The sequence below is a fragment of the Pseudomonas atagonensis genome (genome assembly GCF_011369485.1).
Taxonomy (GTDB): domain Bacteria; phylum Pseudomonadota; class Gammaproteobacteria; order Pseudomonadales; family Pseudomonadaceae; genus Aquipseudomonas; species Aquipseudomonas atagonensis.
This window is the reverse complement of record NZ_VXCA01000011.1, coordinates 43,615-64,871: the sequence shown is the minus strand read 5'-3', so window position 1 is coordinate 64,871 and position 21,257 is coordinate 43,615. Positions and strand designations below refer to the sequence as shown.

14 protein-coding genes are annotated in these 21,257 nt (G+C 59.5%); 12 read left to right on the top strand and 2 right to left on the bottom strand.

What is annotated here, in order from left to right; all coding sequences use genetic code 11:
- Positions 1–538 precede the first annotated feature (538 nt).
- The gene (locus F2P67_RS07440; protein WP_166219007.1) at positions 539–799 is read right to left on the bottom strand and encodes a DUF2790 domain-containing protein; all 261 of its coding nucleotides are present in this window, start codon (positions 797–799) and stop codon (positions 539–541) included.
- Positions 800–1,264: 465 nt separating this feature from the next.
- On the opposite strand from F2P67_RS07440, the gene acs reads away from it, so the two are divergent.
- From acs to argR, 7 genes are all read left to right on the top strand, one after another.
- Complete coding sequence (acs, locus tag F2P67_RS07435; protein ID WP_166219005.1) at positions 1,265–3,220, top strand: acetate--CoA ligase; 1,956 nt, start codon at positions 1,265–1,267, stop codon at positions 3,218–3,220.
- A 729-nt stretch (positions 3,221–3,949) separates the two neighbouring features.
- Complete coding sequence (locus tag F2P67_RS07430; protein WP_166219003.1) at positions 3,950–4,723, top strand: ABC transporter substrate-binding protein; 774 nt, start codon at positions 3,950–3,952, stop codon at positions 4,721–4,723.
- Positions 4,724–4,814: 91 nt separating this feature from the next.
- The gene (locus tag F2P67_RS07425; RefSeq protein WP_003227287.1) at positions 4,815–5,504 is read left to right on the top strand and encodes an ABC transporter permease; all 690 of its coding nucleotides are present in this window, start codon (positions 4,815–4,817) and stop codon (positions 5,502–5,504) included.
- Positions 5,501–6,199 (top strand): ABC transporter permease, encoded by a 699-nt coding sequence (locus F2P67_RS07420; protein WP_166219001.1) that lies wholly within the window; start codon positions 5,501–5,503, stop codon positions 6,197–6,199. The genes F2P67_RS07425 and F2P67_RS07420 overlap by 4 nt, the downstream gene beginning before the upstream one ends.
- Position 6,200: 1 nt before the next feature.
- Entirely contained in the window at positions 6,201–7,313 is a 1,113-nt protein-coding gene (locus tag F2P67_RS07415; protein ID WP_166218999.1) for a M14 family metallopeptidase, read from the top strand.
- A gap of 27 nt (positions 7,314–7,340) precedes the next feature.
- Positions 7,341–8,105 carry an ABC transporter ATP-binding protein gene (locus tag F2P67_RS07410; protein WP_003227281.1) on the top strand — a complete coding sequence of 255 codons (765 nt, stop codon included), beginning with the start codon at positions 7,341–7,343 and terminating at the stop codon, positions 8,103–8,105.
- A gap of 232 nt (positions 8,106–8,337) precedes the next feature.
- Complete coding sequence (argR, locus tag F2P67_RS07405) at positions 8,338–9,318, top strand: transcriptional regulator ArgR (protein WP_166218997.1); 981 nt, start codon at positions 8,338–8,340, stop codon at positions 9,316–9,318.
- A 22-nt stretch (positions 9,319–9,340) separates the two neighbouring features.
- Here argR and F2P67_RS07400 read toward each other — a convergent pair whose 3' ends face one another.
- A complete protein-coding gene (locus F2P67_RS07400; RefSeq protein WP_246226474.1) occupies positions 9,341–14,389 on the bottom strand; it encodes a dermonecrotic toxin domain-containing protein in 5,049 nt (1,682 codons plus the stop codon).
- 302 nt (positions 14,390–14,691) lie between these two features.
- Between F2P67_RS07400 and F2P67_RS07395 the strand changes: the two genes are divergently transcribed.
- The 5 genes from F2P67_RS07395 (at position 14,692) to astB (ending at position 21,247) form a co-directional block, all read left to right on the top strand.
- Positions 14,692–15,912: an aspartate aminotransferase family protein gene (locus tag F2P67_RS07395; RefSeq protein WP_166218995.1), complete on the top strand. Its 1,221-nt coding sequence runs from the start codon at positions 14,692–14,694 to the stop codon at positions 15,910–15,912.
- 286 nt (positions 15,913–16,198) lie between these two features.
- Positions 16,199–17,218, top strand: coding sequence for an arginine/ornithine succinyltransferase subunit alpha (aruF, locus tag F2P67_RS07390; RefSeq protein ID WP_016983955.1), 1,020 nt, complete (start codon positions 16,199–16,201; stop codon positions 17,216–17,218).
- 51 nt (positions 17,219–17,269) lie between these two features.
- Complete coding sequence (astA, locus tag F2P67_RS07385) at positions 17,270–18,295, top strand: arginine N-succinyltransferase (RefSeq protein ID WP_166218993.1); 1,026 nt, start codon at positions 17,270–17,272, stop codon at positions 18,293–18,295.
- Entirely contained in the window at positions 18,292–19,761 is a 1,470-nt protein-coding gene (gene astD / locus F2P67_RS07380) for a succinylglutamate-semialdehyde dehydrogenase (RefSeq protein WP_166219246.1), read from the top strand. The genes astA and astD overlap by 4 nt, the downstream gene beginning before the upstream one ends.
- A 139-nt stretch (positions 19,762–19,900) precedes the next feature.
- On the top strand, positions 19,901–21,247 hold the full coding sequence (gene astB / locus F2P67_RS07375; RefSeq protein WP_166218991.1) for an N-succinylarginine dihydrolase: 1,347 nt from the start codon (positions 19,901–19,903) through the stop codon (positions 21,245–21,247).
- Positions 21,248–21,257 lie beyond the last annotated feature (10 nt).

The following is a 21,257-nucleotide window of genomic DNA, read 5'->3' as shown; positions in this document are numbered from 1 at the left end:
TGTCGCCCGTGTGAAACCTGATTGGTTGGTTTTTCACACGGTCGTACAGACCGCGTTGGATCTAAAGGAATCGTTCTTTGCAGCAGCTAAACGCAGGCATCAAACAGAATTTTGTACGGGTTTCCGAGAGCCTCTGACGGGCGCAGTTCGCGTTGAACGCGTCTGCGGGGCTTCAGAATGGCTTTTGATCCCTGTAAGGGAATATTGCTGACCCGATTAGGGCGGCATTATAGGGAAAAAATTGTGGTCGTGGGGGAGGGCGAATGCGCGCAGGGCGGTCGAGTAGGAAGGGGATTTCAGTCGGAGCGAGGGTTTACAGGGCTTTCGCCGATGTTGGCGTCTGAGAATTTTTTTTGATTAATTTTTTAGCGGGGCTTTGGTTGTTCAAGAATTGAGCAAAAAACCGCGTTTTTCACTATATCTTGTGTTTTGCAAGCCTTTTGCACGACTCCAGACACAACTGAGCCCGACCGAAGTCGGGCTGGAATTGACCCTCAATGAAGCGCTGAGAGATCCAATTCGGTGCAGTCTCAACGCATCAATTGGTGCAGCCGTTGCCCATGACGCTGTAACGCAGGATGTGACGTTGGCCGGTGGAGTCGTCGTATTCCATTTTCATTGGAACAACTTCGCAGACATTTGGAATTTCGCTCATCGATACAACGTTGGCGATGTCCAGGTGGGTCGAGTAGGTGTATTCCTCGATGGCCGGTTTTTGCTGTGCAACATCAGTCGGGACCTCGTCTGCCATGGCGGTTGCGCACAGACTGCTGAGGGCCAGAACCAATAAAGCTTTCATTTCAGATTTACCTTTTTGAGGTCGAGTGGGGTCACGCAACCTTTTTAGGGTTGCGTGTGGAACTTCATCGTTTGCAGTTATTGCTTGAGAGCTGGATTAACGGCCTTCGTGGGGGCTGTAACGTTGTTAATCGCGTTTGCCTTGTCGGCGAGGTGAATTTTAGGGAGGCGGGGTGGGGGTAAACAGAGGGGGTTTTGATAAACACCTTTGGCAGATTTGGTAACAATCCCTTGAGATGGAGATTGATAACCGGGTGTTTTGTCTGTGGGACCGAGTTGTCTGAATCGCTTGCAGGCAAGCTCCCACAGGGGGTGTGGGGTGTCTGAACAAGCGGCGTGGGGCTTGCGTTTGGGGTAGGTGGACGCTTTGTAGGGGCTTGTTACTACCATCGTCGAATGGTTCTATGGGCCCGGCCCCGTTACAACAGGGTCATACAAAAACAACTATTACACCGAGGTAGGAAAGATGAGTGCGGCTTCTCTGTATCCCGTTCGTCCCGAGGTTCTGGCTAACACGCTGACTGACGAGGCGACCTACAAAGCCATGTACCAGCAGTCGGTCGTCAACCCTGACGGTTTCTGGCGCGAGCAAGCCAAGCGTCTCGACTGGATCAAGCCTTTCACCACGGTGAAACAGACTTCGTTCGACGATCACCATGTCGACATCAAGTGGTTTGCCGACGGCACCCTGAACGTTTCCTACAACTGCCTCGACCGCCATCTGGCCGAGCGCGGCGATCAAGTCGCAATCATCTGGGAAGGCGACGATCCTTCCGAAAGCCGCAACATCACCTATCGCGAACTGCATGAACAAGTGTGCAAACTGGCCAACGCCCTGCGTGGTCAGGACGTGCACCGTGGCGACGTGGTGACCATTTATATGCCGATGATTCCCGAAGCCGTGGTCGCCATGCTGGCCTGCACCCGGATCGGCGCGATTCACTCGGTGGTGTTCGGCGGGTTCTCGCCGGAGGCTCTGGCCGGTCGCATCATTGATTGCCGCTCGAAAGTGGTGATCACCGCTGACGAAGGCATTCGTGCCGGCAAGAAGATTTCCCTGAAGGCCAACGTCGACGACGCGCTGACCAACCCGGAAACCAGCAGCATCCAGAAAGTCATCGTGTGCAAGCGCACCGGTGGCGACATCAAGTGGAACCAGCATCGCGACATCTGGTACGAAGACCTGATGAAAGTGGCAGGCACTGTCTGCGCGCCGAAAGAGATGGGTGCCGAAGAAGCGCTGTTCATCCTTTATACCTCCGGCTCGACCGGCAAGCCGAAGGGCGTGCAGCACACCACTGGCGGTTACTTGCTGTATGCGGCGATGACCCACGAGCGCGTGTTCGACTACCGTCCGGGCGAAGTTTACTGGTGCACCGCCGACGTCGGTTGGGTCACTGGCCACAGTTATATCGTCTACGGCCCGCTGGCCAATGGGGCGACCACGCTGCTGTTCGAAGGCGTGCCGAACTATCCGGACATCACCCGGGTGGCGAAGATCGTCGACAAGCACAAGGTCAACATCCTCTACACCGCGCCGACCGCGATCCGCGCAATGATGGCCTCGGGTCAAGCCGCTGTTGAAGGCGCAGATGGCAGCAGTCTGCGTCTGCTCGGCTCGGTGGGCGAGCCGATCAACCCGGAAGCCTGGGACTGGTACTACAAGAATGTCGGCAAGTCGCGTTGCCCGATCGTCGATACCTGGTGGCAGACCGAAACCGGCGGCAACATGATGAGCCCGCTGCCGGGTGCCCATGCGCTGAAGCCGGGGTCGGCGGCGCGACCGTTCTTCGGTGTGGTGCCGGCGCTGGTCGACAACCTCGGTAACATCATCGAGGGCGAAGCTGAAGGCAATCTGGTGATTCTCGATTCGTGGCCAGGTCAGGCGCGCACCTTGTACGGCGACCATGACCGCTTCGTCGATACCTACTTCAAGACTCTCCGTGGCATGTACTTCACCGGTGACGGCGCGCGTCGTGACGCCGATGGTTACTACTGGATCACCGGGCGTGTCGATGACGTGCTCAACGTGTCCGGCCACCGTATGGGCACGGCCGAGATCGAAAGTGCGATGGTTGCGCATCCGAAAGTCGCCGAAGCGGCGGTGGTCGGTGTGCCGCACGACATCAAGGGGCAGGGCATTTATGTCTACGTCACCCTGAAGAATGGCGAGGAGCCGAGCGAGCAACTGCGTCTGGAACTGAAAAACTGGGTGCGCAAAGAGATCGGCCCGATTGCTTCACCGGACGTGATCCAGTGGGCGCCGGGGCTGCCGAAGACTCGTTCGGGCAAGATCATGCGCCGCATTCTGCGCAAGATTGCTACGGCGGAATACGACGGGTTGGGGGATATCTCGACGCTGGCGGATCCGGGTGTGGTGCAGCATTTGATTGATACGCACAAGACCATGAATGTTGCTTAAGTAGCAGGTCTGAAAGTAAAAAGCCTCGTCCGGTGTATGCCGGGCGGGGCTTTTTTGTGTCAGCAGGTTTTGTGGTGATTTTGCCGGCCCCTTCGCGAGCAAGCCCGCTCCCACAGTTTGAAACGGGTTTCTTCAGTTGGAATGCGATCAAAACTGTGGGAGCGGGCTTGCTCGCGAAGGCAATCTGTCAGGCGCTGATTTAGTCCCTTGTCGGAAAACGCCTCCCCCAACCAATAATTATCGACCAGCGCCGTAAGCCCTTTCCCGCTGTTACCCAGCAACTTCCACGTAACCGAATGTGTAACCGCCTGCGCAAAACCGGGGCAAACAGAAACGCATCGCCCCGTTTTAGAGCCTCTAAACCCCCGATAAAAAATAAGACACAACGCTGCGCTTGCCGGATTAGAAGGGTTTGCGAATAATAGGCCCGCAATTTGCAGCATAGATCGGTTCACTGTCTTTCGCTCTTGCATGAATTTGCGGGGCTGTCAATGAGCTCAAGTCGCTTTCTCTGTGCATCTGTAATTAGTTGTCGCATTGAAGAAATATCGGCTTCGGGCCTGTCGTTAGAATGCCGATCACTCGCTCATCGTGGCTGACGTTGAAATCTCTGAAGGTTTCAATGGGAAATTTCCCACCGATGCAGCAACCGATTTCCCGATTCACCCATTCGCATATTGGGCTGTCGCTCACTCTGCCGTTTTTGCCCTTTACCGATGGAGTCCCAAGATGAAGAAACTTGTGCTGCTTGGCGCCCTGGCACTGTCCGTGCTGTCGCTGAATTCCTTCGCTGACGAAAAACCTCTGAAAATCGGTATCGAAGCGGCTTACCCTCCGTTCGCTTCGAAAGCGCCGGATGGCAGCATCGTTGGTTTCGACTACGACATCGGCAACGCCCTGTGCGAGCAGATGCAGGTCAAGTGCGTATGGGTCGAGCAAGAGTTCGACGGTCTGATCCCGGCACTGAAAGTGCGCAAGATCGACGCGATCCTGTCGTCCATGTCGATCACTGAAGATCGCAAGAAGTCTGTCGACTTCACCAACAAGTACTACAACACCCCGGCGCGTCTGGTCATGAAGGCCGGCACTCAGGTCAGCGAAAACCTGAGCGAGCTGAAGGGCAAGAACATCGGCGTACAACGTGGTTCGATCCACGAGCGTTTCGCCCGCGAAGTCCTGGCCCCACTGGGTGCCGAGATCAAGCCGTACGGCTCGCAGAACGAAATCTACCTCGACGTGGCTGCCGGTCGCCTCGACGGCACCGTGGCTGACGCCACCTTGCTGCAAGATGGCTTCCTGAACACCGACGCCGGCAAAGGCTTCGCGTTTGCAGGCCCGGCGTTCACCGACGTCAAATACTTCGGCGACGGCGTAGGCATCGCAGTCCGTAAGGGCGACGCGCTGAAAGGCAAGATCGATGCGGCCATCGCGGCCATCCGTGAAAACGGCAAATACAAAGCAATCCAGGACAAGTACTTCGCCTTCGATATCTACGGCAAGTAAGACGTCTCTGCGACAAGTCCGAAATGGCGCAAGCAACAGGATCTCTGCGGTTTGCGCCATTTTTTCATCCCAACTTTCGAGGACCTGAATCATGTTGAAAGGCTACGGGGCTGTCATCCTCGATGGCGCATGGCTGACGCTTCAGCTCGCCTTGTCGTCCATGGCTCTGGCCATCGTTCTCGGGCTGATCGGTGTCGCGTTGCGCCTGTCGCCGATTCGTTGGCTGGCGTGGCTGGGCGATCTGTATTCCACGGTGATCCGCGGGATTCCCGATCTGGTGCTGATCCTGCTGATCTTCTACGGCGGTCAGGACTTGCTCAACCGTGTTGCACCGATGCTCGGTTATGACGACTACATCGACCTGAACCCGCTGGCCGCCGGTATCGGCACCCTCGGTTTCATCTTCGGTGCGTACCTGTCGGAAACTTTCCGTGGCGCGTTCATGGCGATCCCCAAAGGTCAGGCCGAAGCGGGCATGGCGTACGGCATGAGCAGTTTTCAGGTGTTCTTCCGGGTGATGGTGCCGCAGATGATTCGCCTGGCGATTCCCGGCTTCACCAACAACTGGCTGGTACTGACCAAGGCGACGGCGCTGATTTCCGTGGTCGGTCTGCAAGACATGATGTTCAAGGCCAAGCAGGCGGCAGACGCCACGCGCGAGCCTTTTACCTTCTTCCTCGCAGTGGCGGCGATGTACCTGGTGATCACCAGTGTCTCGTTGCTGGCATTGCGTCACCTTGAGAAGCGCTACTCGGTAGGCGTAAGGGCGGCTGATCTATGATCTTCGACTACAACGTCATTTGGGAGGCTCTGCCGCTGTACTTTGGCGGCCTGCTGACCACCCTCAAACTGCTCGCGCTGTCGCTGTTTTTCGGTCTGTTGGCGGCCCTGCCGCTGGGGCTGATGCGCGTCTCGAAAAATGCCGTGGTCAACGGCGCGGCGTGGCTTTTCACTTACGTGATTCGTGGCACGCCGATGCTCGTGCAACTGTTCCTGATCTACTACGGTCTGGCGCAGTTCGAAGCGGTACGCGAAAGTTTCTTGTGGCCGTGGCTGTCTAGCGCAACGTTCTGTGCGTGCCTGGCGTTCGCGATCAACACCAGCGCCTACACCGCTGAAATCATTGCCGGCAGCCTCAAGGCCACGCCGAACGGTGAAATCGAAGCGGCCAAGGCCATGGGCATGTCGCGCTTCAAGATGTACAAGCGCATCCTGCTGCCATCGGCCCTGCGCCGGGCGCTGCCGCAGTACAGCAACGAAGTGATCATGATGTTGCAGACCACCAGTCTGGCGTCCATCGTGACCTTGATCGACATCACGGGTGCTGCGCGTACCGTCAACGCGCAGTTCTATCTGCCGTTCGAGGCGTACATCACTGCTGGCGTGTTCTACCTGTGCCTGACTTTCATTCTGGTGAAGCTGTTCAAGCTGGCCGAGCGCCGCTGGTTGAGCTACCTCGCGCCGCGGAAGCACTGATATGGAACGCATCGACCACCTATTGCCGTGGAGCCACCTGGGCAGCGAGCGCAAAGTCTCGGTGTTCCGCTTCGGTAGCGGCGAGCGCAAAGCCTACATTCAGGCCAGCCTCCACGCTGACGAATTGCCGGGCATGCGCACCGCCTGGGAGCTGAAAAAGCGCCTCGGCGAACTCGAAGCCAAAGGTCAGCTCAACGGTGTCATCGAACTGGTGCCGGTGGCTAACCCGTTGGGGCTCGGGCAATTGCTGCAAGGCAATCATCAGGGTCGTTTCGAGGCCGGCAGCGGCAAGAATTTCAACCGTGATTTCGTCGAGCTGAGCGCGCCGGTTGCGGCGGCGTTGGCCGAACGTCTTGGTGATGATCCACACGCCAATGTGCGTCTGATCCGTAAGGCGATGGCCGATCATCTGGCCGCATTGCCCGAGGCGAGCAGCCAGTTGCAAGGTATGCAGCGTGTGCTGCTGAGCCACGCCTGCACCGCCGACGTGGTGCTCGACTTGCACTGCGACGCCGAAGCCGCGCTGCACATGTATGCGCTGCCGCAGCACTGGCCGCAGTGGCGTTCGTTGTCGGCGCACCTGAATGTGAAGGTCGGTCTGCTGGCGGAAGATTCCGGTGGCAGCTCCTTCGACGAGGCTTGCTCGCTGCCGTGGCTGCGTCTGTCGCGGCAGTTCCCGGACGCGCAGATTCCGCTGGCCTGTCTGGCGACCACCATCGAATTGGGTGGTCAAGCCGACACCGATCGCGCGGATGCCGAGGCCTGGGCTGAAGGCATTCTGGCGTTCCTTGCCGAGCAGGGTCTGATCACGGGCGAGTGGCCGAACCCTGCTCACGAACCGTGCGAAGGCATGCCGTTCGAGGGCACCGAATTGCTGTTGGCGCCGCACCCCGGTGTGGTGAGCTTTTTGCGTCAACCCGGCGAATGGGTCGAGGCCGGTGACGAGATTTTTGAAGTGATCGATCCTTTGTCCGATCGGGTCAGCACGGTGTGTGCTGGTACGTCCGGGGTGCTGTTTGCCATTGAACGGCTGCGCTATGCCCAACCCGGTTTCTGGCTGGCCAAGGTGGCGGGGCGCGAAGCGCTGCGTCACGGGCGCTTGCTCAACGACTGACTGACTGTTTTTGTGAGAACCGACCGCATGTACAAACTTGAAGTCCAAGACCTGCATAAACGCTATGGCAGTCACGAAGTGCTCAAGGGCGTGTCCCTGAAAGCGGCAGCCGGCGATGTGATCAGCATCATCGGCTCCAGTGGCTCCGGCAAAAGTACTTTCCTGCGCTGCATCAACCTGCTCGAGCAGCCGCACGCGGGCAAGATCCTCCTCAACAACGAAGAGCTGAAGCTCGTCGCGAACAAGGACGGTGCGCTGAAAGCCGCTGATCCGAAACAGCTGCAACGCATGCGTTCGCGTCTGTCGATGGTGTTCCAGCATTTCAACCTGTGGTCGCACATGACCGCGCTGGAAAACATCATGGAAGCGCCGGTTCACGTCCTCGGTGTGTCCAAGGCTGAAGCCCGCGAGAAAGCCGAGCACTACCTGAACAAGGTTGGTGTGGCCCATCGTAAAGACGCATTCCCCGGGCACATGTCCGGCGGCGAGCAGCAGCGTGTAGCGATTGCTCGTGCGCTGGCGATGGAACCCGAGGTGATGCTGTTCGACGAACCGACATCGGCGCTCGACCCGGAACTGGTGGGCGACGTGCTGAAGGTGATGCAGGCGCTGGCCCAGGAAGGTCGTACCATGGTGGTGGTGACTCACGAAATGGGCTTTGCCCGTGAAGTGTCGAACCAGTTGGTGTTCCTGCACAAAGGCGTTGTTGAAGAAAGCGGTAACCCGCGCGAAGTGCTGGTCAATCCGCAATCTGAACGTTTGCAACAATTCCTCTCGGGCAGCCTCAAGTAATCGCTGCCGTTATGCACCAAATTAGGTCATGCTTCGCGACCCGGAGACTGGTCCGATCCCCCTGTGGGAGCGGGCTTGCTCGCGAATACGGTCGATCAGTCAACATCATTGCTGTCTGAACCACCGTATTCGCGAGCAAGCCCGCTCCCACAATGGATCTGCGACAGCTTCGATTACGGGCTAGCATTGGCCCATGCCTTCATCACTGTTCATCGCTTCGGATCACCCGCCCATGACTGCCCATCGAATTGGTTTCCTGATTTGGCCCAGCACTAAAGCTCTGACTTTGGCGCTGGCGGAGGAGGCCTTGCGTGTGGCGCAGCGCGTGCACCCGGACGTGGTCTACGAATTGTCGTTTCTGCAGGCCGAACCGCCGCTCGAAGGCGCCTGGCAATTGCCCGGCGAAGCCTGGGCCGGCAAGCTCGAAAACTTCCAGAAACTGTTCCTGCTCGCCGACGAGCCGCCGACCACGCTGGCGCCGGCACTCAGCAGCGCGCTCAAGCAACTGGTACGTGCCGGTTGCGTGATCGGCGGTTTGTCCGCTGGTGTCTACCCGCTCGCGCAACTTGGTTTGCTCGACGGTTATCGCGCGGCCGTGCACTGGCGCTGGCAGGATGATTTCGCCGAACGCTTCCCGAAAGTCATCGCCACCAGTCATCTGTTCGACTGGGATCGCGATCGCCTGACCGCGTGCGGTGGCATGTCGGTACTCGACTTGCTGTTGGCGGTACTGGCTCGCGATCACGGTGCCGAACTGGCCGGCGCCGTTTCGGAAGAACTGGTGGTCGAGCGCATCCGTGAAGGCGGCGAGCGTCAGCGTATTCCGTTGCAGAACCGCCTTGGCTCCAGTCATCCGAAGCTGACGCAAGCCGTGTTGCTGATGGAAGCCAACATCGAAGAGCCGCTGACCACCGACGAAATCGCCCAGCACGTGTGCGTGTCCCGTCGGCAGCTGGAGCGGATTTTCAAGCAATACCTCAACCGTGTGCCGAGCCAGTACTACCTGGAACTGCGCCTGAACAAGGCCCGGCAGATGTTGATGCAAACCAGCAAGTCGATCATCCAGATCGGCCTGTCCTGCGGTTTCTCTTCGGGGCCGCATTTCTCCAGTGCCTACCGCAACTTCTTCGGCGCCACGCCGCGGGAAGATCGCAACCAGCGGCGCAGCAGCAGTCCGTTCGAGTTGTCGTCGGTGCCGCCCGAGCGCGGTTAAGCGCCACGCTCGGTTTGTCATGTCACTCTTCCGGTTCCGAGCCTTCGATATCTGACATCTCCATTTCCTCACTTTCAGTGACGGCGTCGACCCCAAAGTCCACCCCGGTCTTATTGAAGTAATCCGTCAGGATCTTCAGGCTTTGCGCGTTGAACGGGTTGGCCCTGAAATTGATGCTCTGGGCAATGTCCACCGGTGCTTCAAGTACATCCATCGGCATCTCGATGATCGCGTTGTCGTTCAGGTCTGCCACATCGAGGCCATGTAACTGGAACAGGCCTTTGGGGAGTTGCGTGATGCCAGTGTGGTTGAGCATCAGCGTCGACAGCTCAGTCATCTGGCTGACGTCAGGCGTTGATCCCAAAGGGTTGTAGCCCAGATCGAGAATATCTAGTCTGACCAATTCGCTCAGTCCGGCGATGCTCTCAGGTGTCAGGCTGATATCGCATTCGGTCAGCACCAGTGATCGCAGATCACCCATTTTGAATATCGCTTCGGGAAGACTGCCGAGCGAACATTCACGGACAGTCAGCGCCTGCAAATCGGGAAAGTTTTCCAGGAAGCGACTGACGCCCGATGTCACGCCATCTTCACTGACTATCGAAAGCAGGGACACGTGACGGAAGTCTGCGCTCAGGGCAGGGAGTTCACCGACGATGGGCGTTGCGAGGTTGAGTTCATAGGTTGGTGCAAGCGCCGAATTAAAGCCGTCCAGTTCACTTTCCCTGCGCCAGCATTGCTCGATCAGTGCTTTGAATTCGTCGCGAACAGCGTGCTCCTCCGCCAGCTCAAAGTCGGTGAAGGGCGCGCCGGTCAGCAGGTTCACGGCCGGAATGTTACCGGTCCATGCCGCCAGATCCGTGCGCAGCGTGTCGTACTCGGTTTGCAGTCGAACCAGTTCAACCCGACCGGCAGCGAGATCCCCTGACAGGCTGTAGACAAAGTCACTGGCCAGCTCAATGTTCTGCAGCATCACGGGGTAAAGCGCTTGTGCCCGTTGCAGGTCGGCGGCCGGGGCGAGCACCCCCAGATCCTGGCTGGTTTGCTGAAAGTGCAGTTTGACTCGTTCGCGCGTTGCGGCATTCAGCGGATTGCTGGCGAAGTCGAAACCTTCCGTAGTACTGATCGGCAATTTGAAGAAATCCAGAGGGATTTCACTGATTTGATTGTTGTTGAAAATCGCGGTGCGCAAGGCCGGATGCTTCAGCACGCTCGGTGGCAGTTCGGTGATGCCTGTATCGGCGAGGTCGAGGTAGATCAGCTCTGGCAAGGCTGCAAAGTCGGGAGTATGTCCGAGCGGGTTAGAGAACAGATCCAGAGTCAACAGCTTGCTGTTCTGTGCCAGCGCGCGCGCGTTCTGTTCGGTCAGGCGAACCCCGCACTCGCTGAGAATCAGTTCGTTCAGGCGCGGCATGGCGCTGATCGCGTCCGGGAAATGTCCCAAGCGTACTTTGCGTAATTCCAGGCGTTCCAGTTGTGGGAAGTGTTCAAGAAACCGGCCCATGCCCGAGACGGCGTCGCTGCCCTCGATGGACAGGTGGCTGATGTGGCGGAAACTGGCCGTGATCTCTGGCAGGTCGCCAATCAACGGACGAGTGAAGCGCAGGACGCTTTCGCCGTCCGGCATCTGTTCGAGCGGCAGGGTCTGATCGCGCCAGCAAAGCTGCAATTGCACTTTGAATTGCAGGCGATTGTTTTTGGCTTCTCTCAGGGACGCCGGCGTAAGGCGGGCACCCGTTTGTGGATGGTATTGCGGGGTCTGGTCAATCCAGTCCCTGAGTGTTTTGTCCAGTCGCAGGAATTCTGCTTGGAGACGCGTCAGTTCATGGCGCGGGCCGTCGGGATGGTTTTGCAGGCGGCGTACAAAGCTTGCCAGTTCCTCATCGTTGAGTGACGGATTGAGTGCCCGTGCCCGCTGTTCGAGCGTCGGGGTGTCGGAGGGCATGAGGCGATAGCCGTCGCTGCCACCGGGCAGTCTCATCAAGCGCGGATCGTAGGCCGGTTTGAGCAGCGGATGCTCGGCCAGTATCTTGCGCAGTTCGTCACGCGGCAAGGCGTGTCGGCGTACGGTGTTTTTGAGTGTCGTTCCCTGGCCGATATGGATGTTCAGCCATTCCCGCGCGTCATCCGGCAGTGCTTGCAGGATCGATTGATAAAAGTCTTGCGCACCGGCCAAGGCTTGCTCCCGATCATCAAAGGCTTCGAATTGGCCGTCCTCTCTGAGCACCAGTATTTTGCGTGTGCCTGCCTCGGGTGAGCCGATGCTGTCGCGAAGCGTTCCATTGCTGGAATAGTCGCGAATTTCGATACGCAGATCCTTCGGCCAGCCCTTGATGTGTTCGAGCGAGTGCAGGGCCAGTCGCGTGGTGTCGGGGTTGCTGATCGAGTCCAGATGAAGGCCTTCGTACGCTCGATTGACGCGCACTGCCTGCAGGGCCCAACGGGCAAGGTTTTTCAGGCGTTGCGGTACGACTCCGGACTCAAGCTGTTGCAGCTCCGATCCACTGGCCGCGCGCAGCACTTCCTCTGCAGCACTGGTTGGCAGTCCGGGCGCAGTGTCGATGATTTTCTGCGTGTTGGCGTCGGGGCTTTTTTCCAGTGCCCGGTAGCGCTCGTCGAACAGTGTGGAGCGTAGTTGCCCGGCGATGCCGGCGAGTTTTTTTCTCAGGATTCGCGTGCGCACATCCAGTGCGGTGGGCGGTGCGCCGGTGTCTTCCTCCAGCAGGCGTTTACGCTCGCTTTCGTCGAGTTTTCCGAGAACGGTTTTGAGCAGGTCATTGTCCTCCAGTCGTTCCTGATCAAGGTTGATGGTCGGTGCTTCGCGACGCGGGGTCTGCCAGATGATGTTGCCCTGTTTATCGAGCAGACGCAGGGCCTTTTCCGGCCACAGACAGCGCTCGGTCAGCAGCCGCAGTTGTGTCGGATGATCAGCTTTCAGCCAGGCCTGCGGTTCAGTGCCGCTCATTTGTTCGATGAACGTTTTCAGTTGTTTGTCCACGGTGTAGCGCTTGAGTGTGTCGGCCAGCAACGGCGGCAGCGGCTCACGTTCGACGTGCATTTTGCGCAGGGCGTCTTCGTGGTAGCCGCTGATCTCCAGTGCTTGTTCAAGCTCCGTGGCGGACAGGTTTTCGACGCTATGCCCGATGCGTCGCAGCATCCGGTACTTGTCCCATCGCAAGGGCTGGTCAATGGCGGTCTGCCAGGTGCCGTCGTTGAAGTGTTGAGCCTCGGGCAAGTAGGCGTCGCCGCGAGTCGGGTGTTCGATGCTGTAGTGGCCGGGTTCTTCTTTTGGCTTGACGGCGTAGAGCTTGTCTTCAAGGGGCAGCAAGGTTTTGCCGTTCTGCTGGATCAAGCCTTCAAGGCTGCGCGGCGGATCTTTCGGCAGTGATGCTTTTTGCTCGTAAGGCGCGAGATCGAGCTTCCAGTAGAGGGTTTTGCCCGACGCGGTTTTCACCGGTTTGAAACGGTCGATGAAGGCCACCACGTGGTTGGGCAATACGTTGCGAAATTCACCGGCGACAATCGCGCCGCCGGCCGCAAAGGTGCCGAGTTGAACCACCGATTCGACGACTTCCATGAAGTGCAGAAACGCCTGTGTGGCGTGTCCCTCGGCCCAGTCGATGACGCCCTCGAACGTTTCGTTGAGCGTTTGATACGCCATGTACCCGAGCATCACCTCGCCCAGCAGCGGGACGAAAGGCGCGGCAATGAAAGCCGCAACGGTCAGCAGCGTGGTGGCGATTTGCGCGAACGTATCCCATAGCGCCCAGCGCGCTTGCTGATCGGCGACGGCAGTGGGGACGGCAAGGGTGCTGGCGTCATTGAGAATCTTGTTCATCGCCGTCAGAAACTGCTGCGCCCACAATTCTTCCTGAATGGTCGAGGTGGAAATATCGAGTTTCGGTTTTTCGATTGGCGTCGGGCGCCATACCGCTTGTGCATCGCCACGCTCGTGCGGATGGCGGCGCATTTCGACAAGGCGTGAATTAAGCGTGGCGAAGAAGCGACCGCGCTCCTTGTGCACGATGAAGCGGCTGAAGAATTGCTGATAGTCGGGCTGACGCAATTGCCGGGTCAGTTCCTGAACGAAGGCCAGGCTGGAGGCGTACTCCTTGACGGGGTGCAGTGGGTCATTCGGCACGTAGGCGACCAGTCGGGCAGGGCGCTCGCTGTTTTCCAGGTCGGTGGTGAACAGCAGAATGCCGCACAGTTTCGACGCCAGCATCGCCAGCTCGTAACAGCGCAATGCCTGACCATCGAGGCGCATGCCTTGCAGGCCGTCGACCAGTCCGGAGATCAAAATGAACAGATCTTCCCTGAGTTCGTTTTTCATCCGTGCGTATTGCAGCGCCGCCACCAGCGCGGCTTTTTGGCTGGCGTTTACCCTGTCTTTCAATGCGGCTGCCCGTTCGGGTGAGTGAACGCCGAGCTCGCTTTCCAGGTGAGCCTTGTATTGCTCACCCAGATCCAGCGTTCTGCACAACTTCACAAACGCGCTGATCGGCAGTTTGGGCTTGAGGGTATGGAACACTTCGAACTGCCCCTGCACAGACGGCTGCGTGATAAAGCACGAGTCGGCTTCGAATGCGTCTTCGAGGGTTTCGTCCTGGTCGAAGTTGTGCAGGGCGGCATCCAGCAGCGACACATCCCAGACACGCTTGCCACCAAATTTGACGCCGAACCATGGGTTCTCCGCCGGAATGTACAGGCGCAGGAAGGTGGCGGTGACGTTGAGCTCCAGGCCGAATCGTTCCTTGATGGCGGCGACGAGCAAGGGTTCGCAGAAGGTCTTGGCATCCTTGAGGTTGGCCAGCAGGTTTTCTACATGGTTTTGCGCTTTCCAGTGCCCGGCGTTGAGGGTTTGCAGTTGCTCGTGGTGCGCGCGCGAAGCGCTTTTGTACCAGTCGCGGATTTGCACGGGCGTGCGTTTGAGCGCTTCGCGCCGATGAGGCTTGGCCTGCGCCAGCCAGTCGGGCGTGTTGTGGTGCAGATGCAGGTAATGCGCGTCGTCGTGCAACGCGAGGGAAAGGTCAGTGCGCGCTGCCGTGCGTTCAGGGTTCTGCGGGTTCATGGCTCATCCATAAGCGTTTTCAGAGCGCACAGCAGAGCAGGAAAACTCAAGCGATGTGCACTACATAGTTACCGCACGGCACAAACCCGGATCAATTACGCTGATGCCCACCGCAGACCACGTCGGGCAGTTTAAACTGCGCCTTTGCGACCCTATATGTCGCATTGCCGTAAACCCGGGAAAATCCGGGGTTTGCGCTATAAGAAGTTGTCGCTTGGCGACAAGGCCGGGCTGAAAACTGTCCTTACAATCCCCCCATCGCTCGCCAGTTTCAGGCGGGTGTTTCTCATCAGGAGACTCCGATGTCCGTTGAGCACGCTGCGGTACAACGCGCCGATTTCGACCAGGTTATGGTTCCCAACTACGCGCCTGCCGCTTTCATTCCGGTGCGTGGCGCCGGTTCCCGCGTCTGGGATCAGGCCGGCCGCGAGCTGATCGACTTCGCCGGCGGGATTGCCGTTAACGTATTGGGCCACGCGCACCCGGCGCTGGTCGGTGCCTTGACCGAACAGGCGAACAAACTGTGGCACGTGTCCAACGTGTTCACCAACGAGCCGGCCCTGCGCCTGGCGCACAAGCTGATCGATGCCACATTCGCTGAGCGCGTGTTCTTCTGCAACTCCGGCGCCGAAGCCAACGAGGCCGCTTTCAAGCTGGCCCGTCGCGTTGCGTTTGACCGTTTCGGCAGCGAGAAATACGAAATCATTGCCGCGCTGAACAGCTTCCACGGCCGCACCCTGTTCACCGTCAACGTCGGTGGCCAGTCGAAGTACTCCGACGGTTTCGGCCCGAAAATCACCGGCATCACTCACGTGCCGTACAACGATCTGGCGGCACTGAAAGCTGCTGTTTCGGACAAGACCTGCGCGGTCGTTCTGGAACCGATCCAGGGCGAGGGCGGCGTACTGCCGGCCGAACTGGCCTACCTGCAAGGTGCCCGTGAACTGTGCGACGCGAACAACGCGCTGCTGGTTTTCGACGAAGTGCAGACCGGCATGGGCCGCAGCGGCAAGCTGTTCGCCTACCAGCATTACGGCGTGACCCCGGACATCCTCACCAGCGCGAAGAGCCTGGGCGGCGGTTTCCCGATCGCGGCGATGCTGACCACCGAAGCGCTGGCCAAACATCTGGTCGTCGGCACCCACGGCACCACTTACGGCGGCAACCCGCTGGCGTGTGCCGTCGCTGAAGCGGTGATCGACGTGATCAACACCCCTGAAGTGCTGAACGGCGTCAACGCCAAGCACGACCAGTTCAAGACCCGTCTTGAGCAGATCGGCGAGAAGTACGGCCTGTTCACTCAGGTGCGTGGCCTCGGCCTGTTGATCGGTTGCGTGCTGAGCGATGCCTGGAAAGGCAAGGCCAAAGACATCTTCAACGCCGCCGAGAAAGAAGGCTTGATGATTCTGCAGGCCGGTCCGGACGTGATCCGTTTCGCCCCGAGCCTGGTGGTTGAAGACGCGGACATTGAAGCCGGCCTGGACCGCTTCGAACGCGCTGCAGCGAAACTGACGCAAGCTTGATAGACCCTTCGGCGCCTGAGTCTCTCGGGCGTCGAACCCAATTTTTTTGTTTCGGGCCAGATTCATCTGAGAGTGGATTCTGTGGCGAGGGGATTTATCCCCGTTGGGTGGCGAAGCCGCCCCAGGCCCAGTCATTGCGCACTCGATTGCGCGGTGAAGGGCTTCAGGGGCGCTTCGCACCCCAACGGGGATAAATCCTCTCGCCACACAATGCGTTTCTCCAGTTTCCTCAGGGAAGCGGCCCGGGATTTTTTTCTGTGAATTTATAAGAGAAAGGAGTGACACCATGCTGGTGATGCGCCCTGCGCAAATGGCTGATCTGGGCGAGGTACAGCGTCTGGCTGCGGACAGCCCGATTGGTGTCACTTCCTTGCCGGATGACGTGGAACGTCTGAGCGACAAGATCGCCGCGAGCGAAGCTTCGTTCGCCGCCGAAGTGAGCTTCAACGGTGAAGAGAGTTACTTCTTCGTCCTTGAAGACAGCGCCACCGGCAAACTGGTCGGTTGCTCGGCCATCGTTGCTTCGGCCGGTTACTCCGAGCCGTTCTACAGCTTTCGCAACGAGACCTTCGTGCACGCTTCGCGCGAGCTGAAGATCCACAACAAGATCCACGTGCTCTCGCAGTGCCACGACCTGACCGGCAACAGCTTGCTGACCAGTTTCTACGTGCAGCGCGAGCTGGTGGGTTCGCCGTGGTCTGAACTCAACTCCCGTGGCCGTCTGCTGTTCGTCGCCAGCCACCCGGAACGGTTCGCCGATTCGGTGGTGACCGAGATCGTCGGTTACAGCGACGAAAACGGCGACTCGCCATTCTGGGACGCCATCGGTCGCAACTTCTTCGACCTGAACTACGCCGAGGCCGAGCGTCTGTGTGGCCTGAAAAGTCGTACTTTCCTCGCCGAGCTGATGCCGCATTACCCGATCTACGTGCCGCTGCTACCGGACTCCGCTCAGGAAGCGATGGGCCAGGTGCACCCGCGTGCGCAGATCACCTTCGACATCCTGATGCGCGAAGGCTTCGAGACCGATCACTACATCGACATCTTCGACGGTGGCCCGACCCTGCATGCGCGTGTTTCGGGGATCCGTTCGATCGCCCAGAGCCGTGTGGTGCCGGTGAAGATCGGCGAGCCGGTCAAAGGTGCCGGTCGCCAGTATCTGGTGGCCAATGCCCAGTTGCAGGATTACCGCGCGGTGTTGCTGGAGCTGGATTACGCACCGGGCAAACCGGTGACTCTGGATCTGGAAGCGGCCGAAGCCCTGGGCGTCGGTGAAGGTGCCAGCGTGCGCCTGGTGGCGGTTTAACGCCTTAGCGAGTTTCACGGGTGGCCACGGCGGCCCGTTTGAGGAGATAGCATGATTGTTCGTCCCGTACGCAGCAGCGATTTATCCGCTCTGATCGATCTGGCCCGCAGCACCGGCACCGGCCTGACCACATTGCCGGCCAACGAAGAGCGCCTGACTCACCGGGTGGGCTGGGCCGAGAAGACCTTTCGCGGTGAAGCCGGCCGTGGCGATGCGGACTACCTGTTCGTGCTCGAAGACGACAACGGTCGCGTGGTGGGGATTTCCGCCATCGCTGGCGCGGTCGGCATGCGTGAGCCCTGGTACAACTTCCGCGTCGGCCTGACCGTCAGTGCCTCGCAGGAACTGAACATCTATCGCGAGATTCCGACGCTGTTCCTCGCCAACGACCTGACCGGCAACTCCGAGCTGTGCTCGCTGTTCCTGCACGCCGATTACCGCAGCGGCCTGAACGGCCGCATGCTGTCGAAGGCGCGGATGCTGTTCATCGCTGAATTCCCCGAGCTGTTCGGCAACAAGATCATCGCCGAGATGCGCGGTGTGTCCGATGACGCCGGTCGTTCGCCGTTCTGGGAAAGCTTGGGCCGACACTTCTTCAAAATGGAATTCAGCCAGGCCGATTACCTGACCGGTGTCGGCAACAAGGCGTTCATCGCTGAACTGATGCCGAAATTCCCGTTGTACACCTGCTTCCTGTCGCCGGATGCGCGCAACGTCATCGGTCAGGTTCACCCGGACACCGAGCCGGCGCTGGCGATGCTCAAGGGCGAAGGTTTCAGCTATCAGGGTTACGTCGACATCTTCGACGCAGGACCTGCCATCGAATGCGAAACCAGCAAGATCCGCGCCGTGCGTGACAGCGAAGCGCTGGTGCTGGCCGTCGGCACGCCGGGCGACGATGCGACCCCGTTCATCATCCATAACCGCAAGCGCGAAGACTGCCGCATCACCGCTGCGCCGGCACGTCTGGCCGCAGGCACTCTGGTGGTCGATCCGCAGACCGCCAAACGTCTTCAACTCAACGCCGGCGATCAAGTGCGCGCCGTGGCGTTGTCTGCTGCCCGGGAGTCGAAATAATGAATTCGCTATACATCGCAGGTGAGTGGCTGGCCGGTCAGGGCGAGGCCTTTCAATCGCTGAACCCGGTGACCCAGCAAGTGCTGTGGTCGGGGGAGGGCGCTACCGCCGCTCAGGTCGAATCGGCCGTGCAGGCTGCGCGTCAGGCGTTCCCAGGCTGGGCTCGCCGTACTCTCGAAGATCGTATCAGCGTGCTTGAGGCGTTCGCCGCGGCGCTGAAAAACCATGCCGACGAACTGGCCCGCACCATCGGTGAGGAAACCGGCAAACCGCTGTGGGAAGCCGCGACCGAAGTCACCAGCATGGTCAACAAAATCGCGATTTCGGTGCAGAGCTACCGCGAGCGTACCGGCGAGAAGAGCGGCCCGCTGGGCGACGCCACCGCTGTGTTGCGCCACAAGCCCCACGGTGTGGTGGCGGTGTTCGGCCCTTACAACTTCCCCGGCCATTTGCCCAACGGCCACATCGTGCCGGCGCTGCTGGCCGGTAACAGCGTGTTGTTCAAGCCGAGCGAACTGACACCGAAAGTCGCCGAGCTGACGGTCAAGTGCTGGATCGAAGCCGGTCTGCCGGCCGGTGTCCTGAACCTGCTGCAAGGCGCGCGCGAAACCGGCATCGCGCTGGCGGCGAACCCGGGCATCGACGGTTTGTTCTTCACCGGTTCCAGCCGCACCGGCAATCATCTGCACCAGCAATTCGCCGGGCGCCCGGACAAGATCCTTGCGCTGGAAATGGGCGGCAACAACCCGCTGGTGGTCGATCAGGTCGCGGATCTGGATGCAGCGGTTTACACCATCATTCAGTCGGCATTCATTTCCGCTGGTCAGCGCTGCACCTGCGCCCGTCGTCTGTTGGTACCGCAAGGCGCGTGGGGCGACAACCTGCTCAAGCGTCTGGTTGAAGTCAGCTCGACCATTGAAGTCGGTGCGTTCGATCAGCAACCGGCACCGTTCATGGGTTCGGTGATCTCCCTTGGCGCGGCGAAAGCGCTGATGGATGCCCAGGCACATCTGCTGGCCAATGGCGCCGTGTCGTTGCTGGCGATGACTCAGCCGCAGGCGCAAGCCGCGCTGCTGACACCGGGCATTGTTGATGTGACGGCGGTGGCCGAGCGCTCCGACGAAGAACTGTTCGGCCCATTGCTACAAGTGATTCGTTACAGCGATTTTGAAGCGGCGATTGCCGAAGCCAACGATACCGCGTTTGGTCTGGCTGCTGGTTTGTTGTCGGATTCCGAAGCGCGTTACCAGCAGTTCTGGCTGGAAAGCCGCGCCGGTATCGTCAACTGGAATAAACAACTGACCGGCGCCGCAAGCAGCGCACCGTTCGGCGGCGTCGGCGCCTCGGGCAACCATCGCGCCAGTGCCTACTACGCAGCGGATTACTGCGCGTACCCGGTGGCGTCGCTGGAAACACCGAGCCTGGTGTTGCCTGCCGCTCTGACGCCTGGCGTGAAAATGGCGTGATGCCCCTTCGCGAGCAAGCTCGCTCCCACAAGGGCGATGAGATCCCTGTGGGAGCGAGCTTGCTCGCGAAGGCCGCGACTCGGTCTTATTGAATTGTTACCCGATGCCTATAACAACAGATTCTCGTGGAGCCTCGCTGATGAAATCCTATGAAGTCAATTTTGACGGTCTAGTGGGGCCGACCCATAACTACGGTGGTCTGTCCTACGGCAACGTTGCGTCCCAGAGCAACAGCCAGCAATCCTCGAATCCGAAGGAAGCGGCGCTGCAAGGTCTGGCGAAAATGAAAGCGCTGATGGACATGGGCTTTCAGCAAGGCGTGCTGGCGCCGCAGGAGCGTCCGGACGTGGCTGCCTTGCGCCGTCTGGGTTTCAGTGGCACCGACGCGCAAGTGATCGAGCGCGCCGCCAAAGAAGCCATGCCGCTGCTGGTCGCCAGTTGCTCGGCGTCGAGCATGTGGGTGGCCAACGCCGCCACGGTCAGCCCGAGCGCCGACACCGCCGACGGTCGCGTGCATTTCACCGCCGCCAACCTCAACTGCAAATACCATCGCAGCATCGAGCACCCGACCACCAGTCGCGTGCTGGGTGCGATGTTCGCCAATCAGCAGCACTTCGCACACCACGCCGCATTGCCGGCAGTGGCGCAGTTCGGCGACGAAGGCGCAGCGAACCACACGCGTTTCTGCCGTGAGTACGGCGAGGCGGGCGTCGAGTTCTTCGTGTTCGGTCGCAGTGCGTTCGACACCCGTTATCCGGCGCCGCAGAAATACCCGGCGCGTCAGACCCTTGAAGCCTCGCAAGCCGTCGCGCGTCTGCACGGTCTGCGTGACGAAGGCGTGGTTTACGCTCAGCAGAACCCGAACGTGATCGATCAGGGCGTGTTCCACAACGATGTGATCGCGGTCGGCAACGGCGAAGTGCTGTTCTATCACGAGGACGCGTTCCTCGAGACCGAGCAGATGCTCGCCGAGCTGCAAGGCAAGCTGGCCAAGGTCGGCGGCAAGTTCCAGTCGATCTGCGTGCCTCGTTCGTCGGTCACGGTTGACGACGCCGTGCGTTCGTACCTGTTCAACAGCCAGTTGCTGTCGCGCCCTGATGGCTCGATGCTGTTGATCGTGCCGCAAGAGTGCCAGGCCAACGAGCGCGTGTGGGCTTACCTGCAAAGCCTGACCAGTTCCGGCGGCCTGATTCGTGAGGTGAAGGTTTTCGATCTCAAGCAAAGCATGCAGAACGGTGGTGGCCCGGCGTGCCTGCGACTGCGCGTCGCGCTGAATGAAACCGAGCTGGCGGCGGTCAACCCAGGGGTTATCATGACGGCCCCGTTGTACGGTTCGTTGACCGCATGGGTTGAAAAGCACTACCGCGACCGCCTGAGCGAAAATGATCTGGCGGACCCGCAATTGTTGCTTGAATGCCGGACGGCACTGGATGAACTGACGCAAATCCTTAAACTGGGCGCGGTTTATCCATTCCAGATCAATTGATGGCCGGCGC